Source organism: Streptomyces sp. NPDC051315, from assembly GCF_044455165.1.
Classification (GTDB): Bacteria; Actinomycetota; Actinomycetes; order Streptomycetales; family Streptomycetaceae; genus Streptomyces.
In genome coordinates, this window is sequence record NZ_JBITEN010000009.1 from 84,395 (window position 1) to 100,923 (window position 16,529).

General features: G+C 72.4%; 15 protein-coding genes. 5 read left to right on the top strand and 10 right to left on the bottom strand.

The window, feature by feature from the left end; translation table 11 throughout:
* Nucleotides 1-143: 143 nt before the first annotated feature.
* Nucleotides 144-1,730, top strand: coding sequence for a PucR family transcriptional regulator (locus tag ACIBBD_RS18715; protein ID WP_399420535.1), 1,587 nt, complete (start codon nt 144-146; stop codon nt 1,728-1,730).
* Here ACIBBD_RS18715 and ACIBBD_RS18720 read toward each other — a convergent pair.
* From ACIBBD_RS18720 to ACIBBD_RS18750, 7 genes are all read right to left on the bottom strand, one after another.
* Nucleotides 1,719-2,207 carry a hypothetical protein gene (locus ACIBBD_RS18720; RefSeq protein ID WP_399420536.1) on the bottom strand — a complete coding sequence of 163 codons (489 nt, stop codon included), beginning with the start codon at nt 2,205-2,207 and terminating at the stop codon, nt 1,719-1,721. The two genes, ACIBBD_RS18715 and ACIBBD_RS18720, sit on opposite strands and share 12 nt — an antisense overlap.
* Before the next feature lie 120 nt (nt 2,208-2,327).
* Nucleotides 2,328-3,761: an NAD(P)/FAD-dependent oxidoreductase gene (locus tag ACIBBD_RS18725; protein WP_399420537.1), complete on the bottom strand. Its 1,434-nt coding sequence runs from the start codon at nt 3,759-3,761 to the stop codon at nt 2,328-2,330.
* Between the two features lie 22 nt (nt 3,762-3,783).
* Nucleotides 3,784-4,584, bottom strand: a complete 801-nt coding sequence (locus ACIBBD_RS18730; protein WP_399420539.1) for an ABC transporter permease — start codon at nt 4,582-4,584, stop codon at nt 3,784-3,786.
* Nucleotides 4,584-5,513 (bottom strand): ABC transporter permease, encoded by a 930-nt coding sequence (locus tag ACIBBD_RS18735; protein WP_399420540.1) that lies wholly within the window; start codon nt 5,511-5,513, stop codon nt 4,584-4,586. The genes ACIBBD_RS18730 and ACIBBD_RS18735 overlap by 1 nt, the downstream gene beginning before the upstream one ends.
* Nucleotides 5,513-6,661, bottom strand: a complete 1,149-nt coding sequence (locus ACIBBD_RS18740) for an ABC transporter ATP-binding protein (protein WP_399420541.1) — start codon at nt 6,659-6,661, stop codon at nt 5,513-5,515. Before ACIBBD_RS18740 ends, ACIBBD_RS18735 begins: the two co-directional genes overlap by 1 nt.
* Nucleotides 6,662-6,666: 5 nt before the next feature.
* Complete coding sequence (locus ACIBBD_RS18745; RefSeq protein WP_399420542.1) at nt 6,667-7,914, bottom strand: PotD/PotF family extracellular solute-binding protein; 1,248 nt, start codon at nt 7,912-7,914, stop codon at nt 6,667-6,669.
* A 51-nt stretch (nt 7,915-7,965) separates the two neighbouring features.
* Complete coding sequence (locus ACIBBD_RS18750; RefSeq protein WP_399420543.1) at nt 7,966-9,510, bottom strand: gamma-aminobutyraldehyde dehydrogenase; 1,545 nt, start codon at nt 9,508-9,510, stop codon at nt 7,966-7,968.
* Between the two features lie 211 nt (nt 9,511-9,721).
* On the opposite strand from ACIBBD_RS18750, the gene ACIBBD_RS18755 reads away from it, so the two are divergent.
* Nucleotides 9,722-10,279: an NADAR family protein gene (locus ACIBBD_RS18755; RefSeq protein ID WP_399420544.1), complete on the top strand. Its 558-nt coding sequence runs from the start codon at nt 9,722-9,724 to the stop codon at nt 10,277-10,279.
* Nucleotides 10,280-10,290: 11 nt separating this feature from the next.
* Here the strand turns inward: ACIBBD_RS18755 and ACIBBD_RS18760 are convergent, their stop codons facing one another.
* Nucleotides 10,291-11,133 carry a hypothetical protein gene (locus tag ACIBBD_RS18760; protein ID WP_399420545.1) on the bottom strand — a complete coding sequence of 281 codons (843 nt, stop codon included), beginning with the start codon at nt 11,131-11,133 and terminating at the stop codon, nt 10,291-10,293.
* A 111-nt stretch (nt 11,134-11,244) separates the two neighbouring features.
* Between ACIBBD_RS18760 and ACIBBD_RS18765 the strand changes: the two genes are divergently transcribed.
* Nucleotides 11,245-12,321, top strand: a complete 1,077-nt coding sequence (locus ACIBBD_RS18765; protein WP_399420546.1) for an adenosine deaminase — start codon at nt 11,245-11,247, stop codon at nt 12,319-12,321.
* 15 nt (nt 12,322-12,336) lie between these two features.
* A complete protein-coding gene (locus ACIBBD_RS18770) occupies nt 12,337-13,044 on the top strand; it encodes a glycerophosphodiester phosphodiesterase (protein ID WP_399420547.1) in 708 nt (235 codons plus the stop codon).
* On the opposite strand, the gene ACIBBD_RS18775 is transcribed toward ACIBBD_RS18770, so the two are convergent.
* Together ACIBBD_RS18775 and ACIBBD_RS18780 are read right to left on the bottom strand one after the other, a co-directional pair.
* Complete coding sequence (locus ACIBBD_RS18775; RefSeq protein ID WP_399420548.1) at nt 12,974-14,710, bottom strand: RNA polymerase sigma factor; 1,737 nt, start codon at nt 14,708-14,710, stop codon at nt 12,974-12,976. The genes ACIBBD_RS18770 and ACIBBD_RS18775 overlap by 71 nt on opposite strands.
* Before the next feature lie 143 nt (nt 14,711-14,853).
* Complete coding sequence (locus ACIBBD_RS18780) at nt 14,854-15,384, bottom strand: hypothetical protein (protein ID WP_399420749.1); 531 nt, start codon at nt 15,382-15,384, stop codon at nt 14,854-14,856.
* A gap of 179 nt (nt 15,385-15,563) precedes the next feature.
* Between ACIBBD_RS18780 and ACIBBD_RS18785 the strand changes: the two genes are divergently transcribed.
* Nucleotides 15,564-16,520 carry a hypothetical protein gene (locus ACIBBD_RS18785; RefSeq protein WP_399420549.1) on the top strand — a complete coding sequence of 319 codons (957 nt, stop codon included), beginning with the start codon at nt 15,564-15,566 and terminating at the stop codon, nt 16,518-16,520.
* Nucleotides 16,521-16,529 lie beyond the last annotated feature (9 nt).

Consider the following 16,529-nt stretch of genomic DNA (forward strand, 5'->3'; position numbering starts at 1 on the left):
GCGCGGGACTCCGCCAGTGAGGCAGAATCGACACAGGTCCCTCGTACGAAGCGGCCAAAAGATCATCCAGAAGACGGCACACATGATCGTCTTCGGACGCACACGATCCTCGTCGACGACCGCCCCTCAGACCTGAAGGCCCCATGCCCCCGACGCTCGCTTCGCTCGTCCACCACTCCGCGCTGAAGCTGACCGTGCGGGCGGGCGAGGACCGCCTCGACGTGCCGGTGCGCTGGGCGCACGTCAGCGAGCTCGCCGATCCCGTGCCGTACATGGAGGGCGGCGAGCTGCTGCTCATCACCGCGCTGAAGCTGGACGCGGAGGACCCCGAGGCCATGCGGCGCTATGTGAAGCGCCTGGCCGGGGCGGGGGTGGTGGGGCTCGGTTTCGCGGTCGGCGTCAACTACGAGGAGATCCCGAAGGCTCTCGTGGACGCGGCGCAGGAGGCGGGCCTGCCACTGCTGGAGGTGCCGCGCCGCACGCCCTTCCTGGCCATCAGCAAGGCGGTGTCGGCGGCGATCGCGGCCGACCAGTACCGGGCGGTCACGGCGGGTTTCGCGGCCCAGCGGGAGCTGACCAGGCAGGCGCTGACCGCCGGCCCGGAGGGCCTGCTGGCCGCTCTCTCCGCCCAGGTCGACGGATGGGCGGCGCTGTACGACGCCTCGGGCGCCGTCGTCGCGGCCGCGCCCGAGTGGGCGGGACGGCGGGCGGCGCGGCTCACGGCGGACCTCGAACGGCTGCGGGACCGGCCGGCGCCGGCCTCGGCGGTGGTCGGCGGACCGGAGCACTCCGACCACGACGACCGGGTCGAGCTGCACTCCCTGGGCACCGGCCGCCGCCCCCGCGCGGCCCTCGCCGTCGGTACGGCCTCGGTCCTCGGCACGGCGGAGCGCTACGCCGTCCACTCGGCCATCGCCCTGCTCACCCTCACCACGGAACGCTCCCGCTCCCTGCACGCGGCCGAGCAGCGCATCGGCGCGGCGGTGCTGCGCATGCTGCTCGCCGGGGAACCGGACCACGCCCGGGCCGTCGCCGGGGACCTGTACGGCGGTCTGCTCGACGCTCCCTTCCGGGTGCTCGTCGCCGAGGCGACGCACGAGGGCGGAGACCCGCTCGGGGGCCTCGCCGAGGTCGTGGAGTCGGCGGCCGCCCGCGCCGGCGAGGCGGTGCTGGTGGTGCCCGAGGGCCAACGGCTGGTGGTGCTGGGCGCGGACGGGGGCCAGGCCGTGCGGGCGTGCGGGCAGCACGCCACGGCGCTGGAGCAGACCCGGACGACCGGGACCGTCCGCGAGGGCGGCGAGGAGGACGACCTGGTCGTCGGCCTGTCCGCGCCGTCCGGCCCGATCACGGCGGCCACGGCGTACAAGCAGGCCGAACAGGCGCTGTCCGTGGCCCGCCGCCGGGGCCGTGTCCTCGTGGAACACGAACAGCTCGCCACGGGCTCGGTCCTCCCCCTCCTCGCGGACGACGCGGTGAAGGCCTTCGCGGACGGCCTGCTGCGCGCCCTCCGCGACCACGACGCGACCGGCCGGGGCGACCTGGTGGCCTCCCTGCGCGCCTGGCTCTCCCGCCACGGCCAGTGGGACGCCGCGGCGGCCGACCTGGGCGTCCACCGGCACACCCTGCGCTACCGCATGCGCCGCGTGGAGGAGATCCTGGGACGCTCGCTGGACGATCCGGACGTGCGGATGGAGCTGTGGCTGGCGCTGAAGGCGACGTCACCGGAGTAGCCCCGGCGGGAGGCGGCCGCCCGGGTCAGCCGGTCGCTCCCCGGGCGGGCCCGCCGCCGCCTCGTGCATGGCCAGTTCGAGGAGGGACGCGTCGGTCAGGGTGCCCGAGCCGTCCGGCGGAACCAGCCAGCGGACCGTTCCGGTCGAGCGGCCGGGATGGGGCACGACGATCCAGGAGCCGGCCCCGGCCGTGCGGATGCCGGTGCCGATCCAGTGGGCGGCCGTGCCCGGCGGCACCAGGAAGCCGATGCGGTGGTCGCCGAAGTCGACCAGGACGGGCCCCGGCCGGTCGAGGACGCGGGTGAGGACGTCGAGCGTGGCAGAGCCGAGCCCGCCCGGCAGGATGAGCACGTCCCAGGCCTTGCCGGCGGGCAGCAGGGCGACCCCGAGGGGGTTGCGCTCCCACTCCCAGCGGCAGGCCCCGGGGTCCGGTGCGACGGATGCCAGCCATGCGACGGCCGTCTTCGCCCCAGCCATGGGAGCCTCCCTCTCTCTCGCGACGCGTGCGCGTCAGGAAGGGAGAGGCAGTTCCCCGGCGGGCATTACGCGGGTTCCACTCACCCGTCGGGGTGAACCGGGTCGCGTCGGAAGCGGCCGTCAGCTGTCGAAGCCGAGGCCCAGCCGGTCCATCGTCCGCAACCACAGGTTGCGCCGCCCGGCGTGCGCGTCCGCCCGCGCCAGCGACCACTTGGTGAGGGCGATGCCCGTCCAGGCGAAGGGCTCCGGCGGGAAGGGCAGCGGCTTCCTGCGCACCATCTCCAGCGACGTGCGCTCGGTGCTCTCCCCGGCCAGCAGGTCCAGCATCACCTCGGCGCCGAACCGGGTCGCGCCCACACCGAGCCCGGTGTAGCCGGCCGCGTAGGCGACCTTCTGCTGGTGCGCCGTGCCGAAGAACGCCGAGAAGCGCGAGCAGGTGTCGATCGCGCCGCCCCACGCGTGCGTGAAGCGGACGCCCTCCAGCTGCGGGAAGCAGGTGAAGAAGTGCCCGGCGAGCTTGGCGTACGTCTCCGGCCGGTCGTCGTACTCGGCGCGGACGCGGCCGCCGTACGGGTAGATCGCGTCGTAGCCGCCCCACAGGATCCGGTTGTCGGCGGAGAGGCGGAAGTAGTGGAACTGGTTCGCCGAGTCGCCCAGCCCCTGCCGGTTCCGCCAGCCGATGGAGGCCAGCTGCCCGGCCGTCAGCGGCTCCGTCATCAGCGCGTAGTCGTAGACCGGGACGGTGTAGGCGCGCACCCGCCTGACCAGGTTCGGAAAGATGTTCGTGCCGAGCGCGACCTGCCGGGCGCGCACCTGCCCGTACGGGGTGCGGACGGCCATCCCGGGGCCGTACGGCTTCAGCGTCAGCGCGGGCGTGTGCTCGTGGACGCGGACGCCGAGCCTCAGGCAGGCCCGCTTCAGGCCCCACGCGAGCTTCGCCGGGTGCAGCATGGCCACGCCCCGGCGGTCGTACAGACCCGCCTCGAAGGTGGGCGAGTTCACCTGCGCGCGGACCGCGTCGGCGTCGAGGAGTTCGATGCCGTCGGCGAGGCCCTTGCGTTCGATCTCCTGGTACCAGTCGCGCAGTTCCCACGCCTGGTACGTCTCGGTCGCGACGTCGATCTCGCCGGTGCGCTCGAAGTCGCAGTCGATGCCGTGCCGGGCGATCGCCGCCTCGATCTCGTCGAGGTTGCGCTCGCCCAGCTCCTGGAGCGTGTGGATCTCGTCCGGCCAGCGGGCGAGCCCGTTGGCCAGACCGTGCGTGAGGGAGGCCGCGCAGAAGCCTCCGTTGCGGCCCGAGGCGGCCCAGCCCACCTCGCGGCCCTCCAGCAGCACCACGTCCCGCTGCGGCTCGCGCTCCTTGGCGATCAGCGCGGTCCACAGTCCGCTGTAGCCGCCGCCGACGACCAGCAGGTCGCAGGTCTCGGCGCCGGTGAGCGCGGGCTCGGGGCGGGGCCTGCCGGGGTCTTCCAGCCAGTACGGGACCGGCTGGGCTTCGGAGAGGGACTTCGTCCAGTGGGTGTCTCTGCCACGGCTCATGGCGCTCGGGGCCATGATTCCAACTCCCTACGGGTGCTTACGCCTGGTTCTTCTTGCGGCGGCTGCCGACGACCATCGAGGTCAGGACGAGGAGTACGGCGACGAGGAACATGGCCGTACCGATGACGTTGATCTGCACGGGCGTGCCGCGCTGTGCCGAACCCCAGACGAACATGGGGAAGGTGACGGTGGAGCCCGCGTTGAAGTTGGTGATGATGAAGTCGTCGAAGGAGAGCGCGAAGGCGAGCATCGCGCCCGCGGCGATTCCCGGTGCCGCGATGGGCAGGGTGACCCGGACGAACGTCTGGAAGGGTCCGGCGTACAGGTCCTGGGCCGCCTGCTCCAGCCTCGGGTCCATCGACATGACGCGCGCCTTGACGGCCGTCACGACGAAGCTGAGGCAGAACATGATGTGCGCGATGAGGATCGTCCAGAAGCCCAGCTGGGCGCCCATGTTGAGGAACAGGGTGAGCAGCGAGGCCGCCATGACGACCTCGGGCATCGCCATGGGCAGGAAGATCAGCGAGTTCACGGTGCCCCGCGCGCGGAAGCGGTAGCGGACGAGCGCGAAGGCGATCATCGTGCCGAGGACGGTGGCGCCGAGCGTCGCCCAGAACGCGATCTGGAGGCTGAGCGACAGCGAGTCGCACATCCCGGCGACCCCGCACGGATCCTTCCAGGCGTCCGTGGAGAACTGCCGCCACGCGTAGTTGAAGCGCCCCTTCGGCTGGTTGAAGGAGAACACCGTGACGACGACGTTCGGCAGCAGGAGATACGCGAGGGTCAGCAGTCCCGCGATGACGACGAGGTTTCTCTTGAGCCAGTTGACGAAGGGCATCAGACCAGATCCTCCGTCCCGGACCTGCGGATGTAGAAGGTGACCATGAAGAGGATCGCGGCCATGAGGATGAAGGAGAGGGCAGCCGCGGTCGGATAGTCCAGGACCCGCAGGAACTGCGTCTGGATGACGTTCCCGATCATGCGGGTGTCGGTGGAGCCGAGGAGTTCGGCGTTGACGTAGTCGCCGGCCGCCGGGATGAAGGTGAGCAGCGTGCCGGAGACCACGCCCGGCATCGACAGCGGGAAGGTGACCTTGCGGAAGGTGGTGACCGGCTTGGCGTACAGGTCGCCGGCCGCCTCGTGCAGCCGCCCGTCGATGCGCTCCAGCGAGGTGTAGAGCGGCAGGATCATGAACGGCAGGAAGTTGTACGTCAGACCGCACACCACCGCCAGCGGCGTGGCCAGCACCCGGTCGCCGGACGTCCAGCCGAGCCAGCTGGTGACGTCGAGGACGTGCAGCGTGTTGAGCGCGCCGACGACCGGCCCGCCGTCCGCGAGGATGGTCTTCCAGGCGAGGGTGCGGATCAGGAAGCTGGTGAAGAACGGCGCGATCACCAGGATCATGATCAGGTTCCGCCAGCGGCCAGCCCGGAAGGCGATCAGGTACGCCAGCGGATAGCCGAGCACCAGGCACAGCACGGTCGCGGCGGCCGCGTAGGCGACCGAGCGCAGGAACTGCGGCCAGTACTCGCCGAGCGCGTCCCAGTAGGTCGCGATGTGCCAGGTGACCTTGTAGCCCTCCTCCAGCGAGCCCGTCTGCACGGACGTGGAGGCCTGGTAGATCATCGGCAGCGCGAAGAAGACCAGCAGCCAGAGCAGCCCCGGCAGCAGCAGCCAGTACGGCGTCCAGCGGCCCCGTTTGCGCGGGGGCCTCTTCTCCGGCGCCGGCGGGGAGAGAGGCGGGGGCGCCTCGGTGAGCGTCGACATCAGGCGGCCGCCTCTTCCTCGGTGCCCGCGTCGATGTCCTGGGCGGCGTCGAGCCCGAAGGTGTGCGCCGGGCTCCAGTGCAGGACGACCTCGGCGCCGGGGGCCAGCCGGGCGTCACGGTCGACGTTCTGGACGTAGACCTCGAACTCGGGGCAGGCCGCGCTGTCGACGATGTACTGCGTGGAGACGCCGATGAAGGACGTGGTGGTGATCCGGCCGGTGACGCGGTTGCGGCCCACGGGGATCCCGCCCGCGTCGTCGGCGTGGGTGAGGCAGATCTTCTCGGGCCGGACGCCGACGAGGACCTTGCCGCCCGCCCTGGCCGGCGCGGCGGAGCGCGCCCGGGGCAGCACCAGCTTGCCGTCGCCCGCCGTGAGCACGATGTCGTCGCCGCTGGTGGAGTCGACCTCGGCCTCGATGAGGTTGGAGGTGCCGAGGAAGTTCGCGACGAACGTCGTCCTCGGGTTCTCGTAGAGGTCGGCGGGCGAGCCGAGCTGCTCGACGCGGCCCGCGTTCATCACGGCGACCGTGTCGGCCATGGTCATGGCCTCCTCCTGGTCGTGCGTGACGTGGACGAAGGTGATGCCGACCTCGGTCTGGATGCGCTTGAGCTCCAGCTGCATCTGGCGGCGCAGCTTGAGGTCGAGGGCGCCGAGGGGCTCGTCGAGGAGGAGCACCTTGGGGTGGTTGATCAGGGCACGGGCCACGGCGACCCGCTGCTGCTGGCCGCCGGAGAGCTGGTGCGGCTTCTTGCGCGCCTGCTCGCCGAGCTGGACGAGGTCCAGCATCTCCTCGACCTGCTTCTTCACCGACCTGATGCCGCGCCGGCGCAGGCCGAAGGCGACGTTCTCGAAGATGTCGAGGTGCGGGAAGAGGGCGTAGGACTGGAAGACCGTGTTCACCGGCCGCTTGTACGGCGGGAGGGCCGTCACGTCCTGGTCGCCGAGGTGGACGGTGCCGCTGGTGGGCTCCTCCAGCCCGGCGATCATCCGCAGGGTGGTGGTCTTGCCGCAGCCGGAGGCGCCGAGCAGGGCGAAGAAGGAACCCTGGGGCACGGTCAGGTCGAGCGGGTGGACGGCGGTGAAGGAGCCGTAGGTCTTGCTGATCCCGGAGAGGCGGACGTCGCCGCCGCTGTCTGTCGTCTTCATCGTCGTCACGCCCCAGTGAGCTTCGCGAACTGTGCTTCGTAGGCCGTCTCTTCCTTCGAGCTCAGGGAGCGGAAGGCACGGGACTTGGCCTGCATGGCCTTGTCGGGGAGGATCAGCGGGTTGTTCGCCGCGTCCTCGTCGATCTTCGCGAGCTCCGCCTGGACGCCGTCGACGGGACAGACGTAGTTGATGTAGGCGGCGAGCTCGGCGGCCGGCTGCGGCTCGTAGTAGTAGTCGATGAGCCGCTCGGCGTTGGTCTTGTGACGCGCCTTGTTGGGGATCAGCATGTTGTCGCTGGACGTCATGTAGCCGCTGTCCGGGATGACGAAGTCGACGTCGGGGCTGTCCGCCTTGAGCTGTACCACGTCACCGGCCCAGGCGATGCAGGCCGCGAAGTCCCCGCTGGTGATGTCGGAGGTGTAGTCGTTGCCGGTGAAGCGGCGGATCTGGCCGCTGTCCACGGCCTTCTGCAGGCGGGCGATCGCCGCGTCGTAGTCGTCGTCGGTGAAGTTGCCCGGGTCCTTGCCCATGTCGAGCAGCGTCATGCCGACGCTGTCGCGCATCTCGGTGAGGAAGCCGACGCGCCCCTTCAGTTTGGGGTTGTCCAGCATGTCGGAGACCGACTTCACCTCGATGCCGTCGAGCGCCTTCTTGTTGTAGGCGATGACGGTCGAGATGCCCTGCCACGGGTACGAGTACGCCCGTCCCGGGTCCCAGTCGGGGCTGCGGAACTGGCTCGACAGGTTGGCGTAGGCGTGCGGCAGGTTGGACGGGTCCAGTTTCTGGACCCACCCCAGGCGGATGAGGCGGGCGGCCAGCCAGTCGGTGAGGACGATGATGTCGCGGCCGGTGTCCTGGCCCGCGGCGAGCTGCGGCTTGATCTTGCCGAAGAACTCGTTGTTGTCGTTGATGTCCTCGGTGTACCTGACCTTGATACCGGTCCGCTTCGTGAACGCCTCGAGGGTCGGGTGGTGCTTGCCCGAGTCGTCGACGTCCATGTACTCGGTCCAGTTGGAGAAGCTGACGGTCTTCTCCTGCGCCGAGTGGTCCTCGGCGGACGTGCCGCCCTCGCTCTTGCCGGCCGCGGGGATGCCGCAGGCGCTCAGCGCCCCGAGACCGCCCATCGTCAGGGCGCCGCCCGCCGAGGCGCGCAGCAGCGACCGGCGGGTCATGGCTGCCCTGCCGTTGCGGAGACTGCGCCGCATGGCGGCCACTTGGGCCGGGGTCAGGCGGTCGGGCTCGTACTGCTCCATGCGCGTGGTGCCCTTTCGGGAGGTCTGGCCGTGGTCGGCGGCCGGTCGTGGCTAACAGTCCCCGAAGACGGTGCGGTGCCAGGGCTTCCGAGCAACCGCCGTGTTGTCGAACATAACGTGCTTGATCTGCGTGTACTCCTCGAACGAGTACACGGACATGTCCTTGCCGAAGCCGGACGCCTTGTACCCGCCGTGGGGCATCTCGCTGATGATGGGGATGTGGTCGTTGACCCACACGCATCCGGCCTTGATCTCGCGTGTCGCCCGGTTCGCCCGGTAGACGTCCCGGGTCCAGGCGGAGGCGGCCAGTCCGTACGGCGTGTCGTTGGCCAGCCGGATGCCCTCGTCGTCGGTGTCGAAGGGCAGCACGACCAGGACCGGCCCGAAGATCTCGGACTGGACGATCTCGCTGTCCCGGGCCGCGTCCGCGATCAGGGTGGGGAGATAGTACGCGCCGTTCTCGAGCTCTCCCCGCGGGGCCTCGCCGCCGGTCACCACGCGCGCGTAGGCACGCGCGCGGTCGACGAAGGCGGCGACCCGGTCGCGCTGGACGTGCGAGATCAGCGGCCCGAGGTCGGTGCCCGGGGCGAACGGATCCCCCAGCCGGACGGTCTCCATGAGCGCGGCGGTCCGCTCGACGAACGCCTCGTAGAGGGGCCGCTGCACGTACGCGCGCGTGGCGGCCGTGCAGTCCTGCCCGGTGTTGATGAGGGCGCCCGCGACGGCGCCCTGGGCCGCGGCCTCCGGATCGGCGTCGCCGAAGACGACGAAGGGGGCCTTCCCGCCGAGCTCCAGGTGCAGCCGCTTGACCGTGGCGGTGGCGATCTCGGCGACGCGCCGGCCGACGGCGGTGGAACCGGTGAAGGAGGTCATGGCCACGTCGGGGTGCCCGACGAGATGCTCACCGGCCTCCCTCCCGGTTCCGGTGACGATGTTGACGACCCCGTCGGGAATGCCGGCGTCGGTGGCGGCCTGCGCGAACAACAGCGAGGTCAGCGGCGTGAGTTCGGCCGGCTTGAGCACGATGGTGTTGCCCGCGGCGATGGCCGGGAGGATCTTCCAGGCGGCCATCTGGAGCGGGTAGTTCCAGGGCGCGATCGAGCCGACGACGCCGATGGGCTCGCGGCGCACGTACGAGGTGTGGTCCCCGGAGTACTCCCCCGCCGACTGTCCCGCGAGCTGCCGGGCGGCACCCGCGAAGAAGGCGGTGTTGTCGATGGTCCCGGGAACGTCGAACTCGCGGGTCAGCTTCAGCGGCTTGCCGCACTGCAGCGACTCGGCCCGGGCGAAGTCCTCCGCGCGTTCGGCGAGAACGGCGGCGAAGCGGTGCAGGGCGTCGGAGCGCTCGCCGGGCGTGGCACCCGCCCACGCCGGGAAGGCGGCCCGGGCCGCCGCGACGGCCGCGTCGACGTCGTCCGTGGAGGCGAGCTCGTAGGTGTACACCTCCTCGCCGCCGGCCGGATCGACCACGGCGTGGGTCCGCCCGGACGTGCCCTTCCTCGGACGCCCCGCGATGTACTGCGCGCCGTCCGCGAGACGTTCGCGTGCGGGGAACCGGTCGGATCGGTCCGGGATGGCGGTGCCCGGGTTCTGCATGTCGCTCTCCTCCGCCTTCGCCCCGCTGTCAACGGGGCCGGGTGGCGTAGCTCCAGCTCGATTTGAGTGCCGATCCTGACAGAGCTATGGCACTCCAACAAGGGATTCCGTTGTTGCCTTTTGGTTACGCGACGGAATCTGTCGACCAGGTGTCGAGTCGTCCGGGAAAAGGGGAGACGCCCTGTCCGTGGCGCGTGCCACAGTGGCGTGCATGAAGACGATCGATTCCCGGGACGCCCTGGTCGGGGAGGTCCGGGCGGGGGCGAGGATCAGGTACCTGCACTTCTGGGGACACCGGCCGCTCCCCGACGGCCGGGTGGGCGCGAGCTGCCTGAGCCAGTGGTGGCCCTCCCCCTTCACGGTGGACGGCGTCACCTACGCGACGGCCGAGCACTGGATGATGGCCGGCAAGGCGCGGCTCTTCGGCGACGCGGAGGCGGAGGAGAAGGCGCTGGCCGCCGGGCACCCCTCCCAGACGAAGAAGGCCGGGCGCCTGGTCCGCGGCTTCGACGAGGCGACCTGGGAGCAGGAGCGGTTCCGGCTCGTGGTCGAGGGCAGCGTCCACAAGTTCACCGCCCACCCCGAGCTGCGGCGGTTCCTGGTGAACACGGGCGAGCGGGTCCTGGTGGAGGCGAGCCCCGTCGACCGGGTGTGGGGCATCGGCCTCGCCGCGGACGACGAGGCCGCGTCGGATCCCCTGCGGTGGCAAGGGCTGAATCTGCTGGGCTTCGCTCTGATGGAGGCCCGGGAGCGCCTGCGCGGCGGGTGAGCCCGGCCGGCTCAGTCGGCCACGACCACCAGGACCACCAGCGCGATCCCCAGGACGAACCCCGCCGCGCCGCAGATGATGCCGGCCAGGGCCTGCCCCGGGTTCGAGGCCTCGCCCCGCGCCGCCTTCGCCCGGCCGATCAGGCCGAAGATCACCGCGAGGACGCCCGTGACGATGGCCGCGGGCCACATGCAGAACCCACCGGCCGCGATGATCCCGAGCACCATCGCGGTGATGCCCATGCCGTTCTCCATCGGCCGCGTCCCGGGCCACCCGTAGTAGCCCGGCGCGCCACCGTGACCGGCCGGGGCCGGATACCCGGCCGGGGCCGCGTATCCGTGCCCACCGGGATAGCCGTACGGCATCTGCCCCGGCCCGTCCGGAGCGATCGGCGGCGGGGGGACGGCCCCGTCCTGGACGACGGGAGGCGCGAAGGGATGGGCGCCGCCGGCCGCGGTGGCCGGGCTCGGCGGCGGGAAGGAGGCCAGGGAGCCGTGCGCCGGCGGGGCGGCGGGGCTCGCCCACCCCTGCGGGGCTCCGGCCCCGGCCGCGGGCGTCACGCCGGGCAGCGAGGTGACCGTCTGCTGGTCGTGCACGGACAGGGGTGCCGGGTGTGGCGCCCCGGCCTGATCGGCGGCGGCCGCGCCCTTGTCCAACGTCACCACGGGCTCCGCGTCGTGCGGCTCCGTGTGCCCCTCCGGGCTCGTGTCCCGCGGCTCCGTCTGCCCCTCCGGGCGCGCGTACTGCGGCCCTTCGGCCCCCTCCGGGACGGATCCGGGCGCGGACCACGGGTTGTGGCCGGCGTTCGCGGCCGTGTTCTCCGGCACTGCCGGCGTCGACGCGTCGTCGGACATGCGCGGCCCCCCTCTGTCGTGCGTTCCGCAATGCTAAGGCCCGAGCCCCCAGGGGCGGGGCCCGGCCCGGCTCCCGCGGAACGGCCCGCGACCACCGCCCGTCCGCCTACGATGACCCCGACCCACCGATCAGCCGATCACGGGGAGGCCCCCTTGACCCACCCGCTCGACTCCTTCATCGCCGACCTGCCGAAGGCCGAACTCCACGTCCACCACGTCGGCTCCGCCTCCCCGCGGATCGTCTCCGAGCTGGCCGCCCGCCACCCCGACTCCAGGGTCCCCACCGACCCCGAGGCCCTGGTCGACTACTTCACCTTCACGGACTTCGCGCACTTCATCGAGGTGTACCTGTCCGTCGTGGACCTCATCCGCACCCCGGAGGACGTCCGGCTCCTCACCTACGAGGTGGCCCGTGACCTGGCCCGCCAGCAGGTCAGGTACGCCGAACTCACGATCACCCCCTTCTCCTCCACCCGCCGCGGCATCGACGCACGCGCCTTCATGGACGCGATCGAGGACGCCCGCAAGGCGGCCGAGGCGGAGTTCGGCACCGTCCTGCGCTGGTGCTTCGACATCCCCGGCGAGGCCGGCCTGGAGGCCGCCGAGGTGACGACCCGCCTCGCGACCGACGACCGGCTGCGCCCCGAGGGGCTGGTCTCCTTCGGTCTCGGCGGACCGGAGATCGGCGTACCGCGCCCGCAGTTCAAGCCGTACTTCGACCGGGCGATCGCGGCGGGCCTGCGCTCGGTGCCGCACGCGGGCGAGACGACCGGCCCGCAGACCGTCTGGGACGCGCTCGTCCACCTGCGCGCGGAACGCATCGGGCACGGCACCAGCTCGGCGCGGGACGAGAAGCTCCTCGCCCACCTGGCCGAGCACCGCATCGCCCTGGAGGTGTGCCCGACCTCCAACATCGCCACCCGCGCGGTGCGCACCCTGGACGAGCACCCGCTCAGGAAGTTCACCGAGGCGGGCGTCCTGGTCACCATCAACTCCGACGACCCGCCGATGTTCGGCACGGACCTCAACACCGAGTACGCGGTCGCGGCACGCCTCCTCGACCTCGACGAACGGGGCCTGGCCGAACTGGCGAAGAACGCGGTGGAGGCCTCGTTCCTCGACGAGCCCGCCAAGGCCGGCCTCAGGGCCGAGATCGACGCCTACACCTCGGGCCGGCTCGTGGGCTGACGCCACAATGACCCCATGCAGACCGTGACTGCCGTGGCCCACCGCGGCGCCCCCTACCGCTTCCGCGAGAACACCCTCGACTCGCTGCGCTCCGCCCTCGACCTGGGCGCGGACGCGGTCGAGGTCGACGTACGCCTGACCAGGGACGGCGTGCCCGTGCTGCTGCACGACGACACCCTGAAGCGGCTGTGGGAGCTGGAGCGGCCGTTGCTGTCGCTGTCGGCCGCCGAGGTGCGCGGGCTGACGGGGGGTGGGGTGCCGACCCTGGCGGAGGCGCTGGCGGCGACCGAGGGCAGCAGGGTGATGCTCGACCTGCCCGGCACCCGGGACGTGCGGACGGCCCGCCGGGTCGTGGACGTCGTACGGGAGGCGGGGGCGGCGGACCGCGTGTACTACTGCGCGGACGCCGCCGCGATGCTGGCCGTACGCGCCGCCGACCCGGCGGCCGAGATCGCCCTGACCCGTACGAGTCTGGCGCCCGCGCGCCCCGCGCTGCTGGCGGCGGTGCGGCCGCGCTGGCTCAACTACCGCTTCTCCCTGGTCGACCGGGACCTGGCCGCCCGGGTGCACCGCGACGGCTATCTGCTCTCGGTGTGGACCCCCGACACCCGCCGCTCCATGCGCCGCCTGCTGGAGGTGGGCGTCGACTCGATCACCACGAACCGCGTCGACGTCCTGTGCGCGCTGCGCGAGGTCCGGCCCGCCGGGTGGCCCGCGGGGTGACGCGGGACGGCTGCACCCGGGAGCGCTGGGGCACGGTCGCCGGGTCGTCCGGGCTCTCGCGGGTGACGTACTGCGGGACGGGGGTGGCGTCGTCGCCGGTGTCGCGGACCAGGCCGTAGCGGACGGCGCCCTGGCCGGGGCCGTACAGGACGTCCTCGTGGACCGCCTCCCAGGTGGAGGGGAAGACGGTGAGGCCGTAGTCGGCGCCGCGTTCGTTCTGGGTGAGGGTGACGCTGCCGTCGAGGTAGAAGTACTCGTTCTGCCACATCTGCTGGGTGCCGGACGGCAGGACGGCGTAGCCGATGCCGGGGCCTCCCATGCCGGTCGCGTACCCGTCGGCTTCGCCGCCGAAGGGGTCGTCCATCCGGCGGCCGCCGCCGGAGGCGACGTGGAACAGCCTGCCCTCCAGCCCGGTCCAGGACGGCATGACCAGCGCGCCGGGCCGGCTCTTGGGGGAGATCTGCCAGCGGACGAGGACGTAGCCCTGCCCGCTGAGGGTCACGCTGTCGCCGCGGTGCTGCATGACGGCCTTCGGCCCGCCGGTGCTGGTGATCCGCGACTCGGGCCGGTGGGGCAGGGCGGCGGGCCGCCGGCCGGGCTCGGGCGCGCTGTCGACGGCGTCGACGACGCTGCCGTACCGGGCGGTCCTCTTCTCGGTCACGGAGGGGGACGGCGAGGGCGGGGCGGACACCGGGGGCGTGGGCAGCGGTGTGCCGGGCGTGGCCGTCGCCGTGGGCACGACGGCCACGCGGGGCGGCGGCCCGTCCGGGGGCCGGACGACGACGTAGGCGCCGCCCGCCGCGAGCGTCGCGCCCGCGGTGACCGCGACGGCGGGCTTGGTCAGCGCGGTCAGCACCTTCGCCGACCAGCCGGCGGAGCCCGCGGCCACGGCGGTCCTGCCGCCGAGGGCCAGGGACAGAGTGAAGCCGACGGGCACCGGCACCAGCGCGATCCCGACGAGCAGACGCTCCGCCGGCACCACCGAGTCACGGGTGTCGCCGCAGTCCCCGCAGCCCCGGATGTGCCGGGCGAGCCGTTTGCGCCACACGGAGTCGGGGTGGCCGTTCCAGCGGGCGGTCAGGTCGCGCAGGCCGGGGCAGGCGCCGCCGAGGGCGCGGACGATGCCCCGGGAGACCTCCAGGCGTTCCTTCATCCGCTGGACGCGCACGGCGGCGTGCTGCCGGCTGATGCCGACGGCCTGCGCCAGTTCGCGACGGGTGAGGTCGCCCGCGACCTCCAGCCACCACAGCGACAGCAGGTGCCGGTCCTCGTCGTCGAGCCAGCGCACGGCCTCCGCGACCTCGCGCCGCTGGCCCTCCAGCTGGAGCCGGAGGACGGTGAGTTCGGCGAAGTCGGCGGCGCCCTCCCGCGGGGCGGTCTCGTCCAGCCGCTGGGCGGTGCGGCGGCGTGCGCGGTCCCGGATCTGGCGCATGGCGATCGCCACCAGCCAGGAGCGGAAGCTGTCGGGGTCACGCAGCGAGCCGAGGTTGCCGACGGCACGCAGCATGGTCTCCTGCACGACGTCGTCGACGTCGGCGTGGCCGTTCAGGGCGCGGCCGACGATGTTGTAGACCAGCGGCAGCCAGCCCGCGACCAGCTCGTCCAGCGCGTGCCGGTCACCGGCCTGCGCGGCGGCGACGGTGGAGCCCCACTGCTGCCCGTCCACGTCGTCCTCCCCGTCCGTCCCCGCACCTCGTCCGCCCCCCGTGCGTCCCCGCACCCTCTCAGGGGCCCGGGGTGGTGGCCATGCCGGGGATCACCGTGCGGAGACGGGGTGGAGAGCCCGGGGATAACACTTTTCCGAGGCGGTCACCCTCGAGCGGCCGCCGCCGCCCGGGCGTGCGGGGCGGTGAGCGCCTCCAGTCGCCTGATCCTCCGCCTGACGACGTACAGCGGGATCACCCCGAACACCCCGAACGACATGTCGATCACGGTCCACCAGAAGGGGATGCCCCGGATCGGACCGCAGATCAGGGCGAGCGGGATGATCCCGGCGCAGGCGATCATGCCGAACTCGACGACCCAGACGTTGCGGACGGGGTCGCGGTAGGGGCCGTAGAAGGCGACGGCGATGACGAGGTGGGCGAAGGCCAGCCAGTCGGTGCCGTACAGGACGAAGGGGTAGGCGGCGTCGACGGTGTCGAGTCCCTGCCGCACCCGCTCGACCCAGCCCATCAGGGCGGGCAGGCGCTCCGGCGCGGACAGGGCGCGCAGGAGGTCCTCGGTCCAGCGCAGTTCGTGCACCAGGGGGAAGGCCGTGGCGCCGCTGAGCACCAGGCAGACGACGAAGAAGACCAGCCAGGCCCGGATGCCCTTGAGAAGGGCGGCCCTGTCGCTCATGGACGCATCGCTCATGGGCGCAGCCTACGCCGGTATTGAACATGTTCAAAAACCCTTTCGGGCAGACGCCCGCCGCAGGCGCGCCACGTCCGGGCCCACCCTCCGCTTCTTTCATACCCCCTAGGGGTATAGACTGTCGTCAAACATACCCCTGGGCGGTATCAGGACAGGAGCCCGTCATGAACCCCCTCCAGAAGATCGGCGCCTTCGGCGCGGCCCTCGCCACGACCTTCGGTGTCGCCTACGGCGTCGGCACCGCGTTCGGTCCGACCGGCCCCGGCACGAAGCCGGCCGCGCACACGGCATCCGACGAGCACGGCGAGGAGGCCCCCGCCTCGGCGGCGCCCGGGAACCACACCCCGGCCGGCCTCCAGGTCTCCCAGGACGGCTACACCCTCGACCTGCGGACCACGTCCGTCCCGGCCGGCGAGCGGACCGCCCTGCGCTTCGTGATCCGTGACGCCGACGGTGACCCGGTGACCCGGTACGAGACCGCCCACGGCAAGCAGCTGCACCTGATCCTCGCCTCCCGCGAGCTGACGACCTACCGCCACCTGCATCCCACCCGCGCCGCCGACGGCACCTGGAGCGCCCCGGTCGACCTCCCCGCGGCCGGCGGCTACCGCGTCTTCGCGGACTTCGTCCCGGCCGGCGCGGCCGAGGGCCTCACCCTCGGCTCCGACCTGTCGGTCACCGGGCCGTACCGGGCGACCCGGCCGCCCGCGCCCGCGGCCACCACGACCGTCGACGGCTACACCGTCACCCTGGACGGCACGCTGAGGTCCGGCGGCGAGAGCGGCCTGACCTTCACCGTCCGCCGCGCCGGCCGTCCGGTCACCGACCTCGAGCCCTACCTCGGCGCCTACGGCCACCTGGTCGCCCTGCGCTCCGGCGACCTCGCCTACCTGCACGTCCATCCGCACGAGGAGGCCGAGGGCGAGGCCACGTCCGGTCCCGAGGTGTCCTTCGCCGCCACCGCGCCCAGCCCCGGCACCTACCGCCTGTTCCTGGACTTCAAGGTCGACGGGACGGTGCGCACGGCGGCGTTCACCGTGCGCACCGGAGCCCAGGCCCCGGCCGCCGATCCCTCCGGGCACTCCTCCGAGCCCGGTGAGGGGGCGTCCCACGGCCACTGACCGGCCGCG

Excerpts from the sequence above, each read along its gene's own strand:
- ACIBBD_RS18715 (WP_399420535.1), top strand. The coding sequence starts at position 144 with ATGCCCCCGACGCTCGCTTCGCTCGTCCACCACTCCGCGCTGAAGCTG.
- ACIBBD_RS18720 (WP_399420536.1), bottom strand. The coding sequence starts at position 2,207 with ATGGCTGGGGCGAAGACGGCCGTCGCATGGCTGGCATCCGTCGCACCG.
- ACIBBD_RS18725 (WP_399420537.1), bottom strand. The coding sequence starts at position 3,761 with ATGGCCCCGAGCGCCATGAGCCGTGGCAGAGACACCCACTGGACGAAG.
- ACIBBD_RS18730 (WP_399420539.1), bottom strand. The coding sequence starts at position 4,584 with ATGCCCTTCGTCAACTGGCTCAAGAGAAACCTCGTCGTCATCGCGGGA.
- ACIBBD_RS18735 (WP_399420540.1), bottom strand. The coding sequence starts at position 5,513 with ATGTCGACGCTCACCGAGGCGCCCCCGCCTCTCTCCCCGCCGGCGCCG.
- ACIBBD_RS18740 (WP_399420541.1), bottom strand. The coding sequence starts at position 6,661 with ATGAAGACGACAGACAGCGGCGGCGACGTCCGCCTCTCCGGGATCAGC.
- ACIBBD_RS18745 (WP_399420542.1), bottom strand. The coding sequence starts at position 7,914 with ATGGAGCAGTACGAGCCCGACCGCCTGACCCCGGCCCAAGTGGCCGCC.
- ACIBBD_RS18750 (WP_399420543.1), bottom strand. The coding sequence starts at position 9,510 with ATGCAGAACCCGGGCACCGCCATCCCGGACCGATCCGACCGGTTCCCC.
- ACIBBD_RS18755 (WP_399420544.1), top strand. The coding sequence starts at position 9,722 with ATGAAGACGATCGATTCCCGGGACGCCCTGGTCGGGGAGGTCCGGGCG.
- ACIBBD_RS18760 (WP_399420545.1), bottom strand. The coding sequence starts at position 11,133 with ATGTCCGACGACGCGTCGACGCCGGCAGTGCCGGAGAACACGGCCGCG.
- ACIBBD_RS18765 (WP_399420546.1), top strand. The coding sequence starts at position 11,245 with ATGACCCCGACCCACCGATCAGCCGATCACGGGGAGGCCCCCTTGACC.
- ACIBBD_RS18770 (WP_399420547.1), top strand. The coding sequence starts at position 12,337 with ATGCAGACCGTGACTGCCGTGGCCCACCGCGGCGCCCCCTACCGCTTC.
- ACIBBD_RS18780 (WP_399420749.1), bottom strand. The coding sequence starts at position 15,384 with ATGAGCGACAGGGCCGCCCTTCTCAAGGGCATCCGGGCCTGGCTGGTC.
- ACIBBD_RS18785 (WP_399420549.1), top strand. The coding sequence starts at position 15,564 with ATGAACCCCCTCCAGAAGATCGGCGCCTTCGGCGCGGCCCTCGCCACG.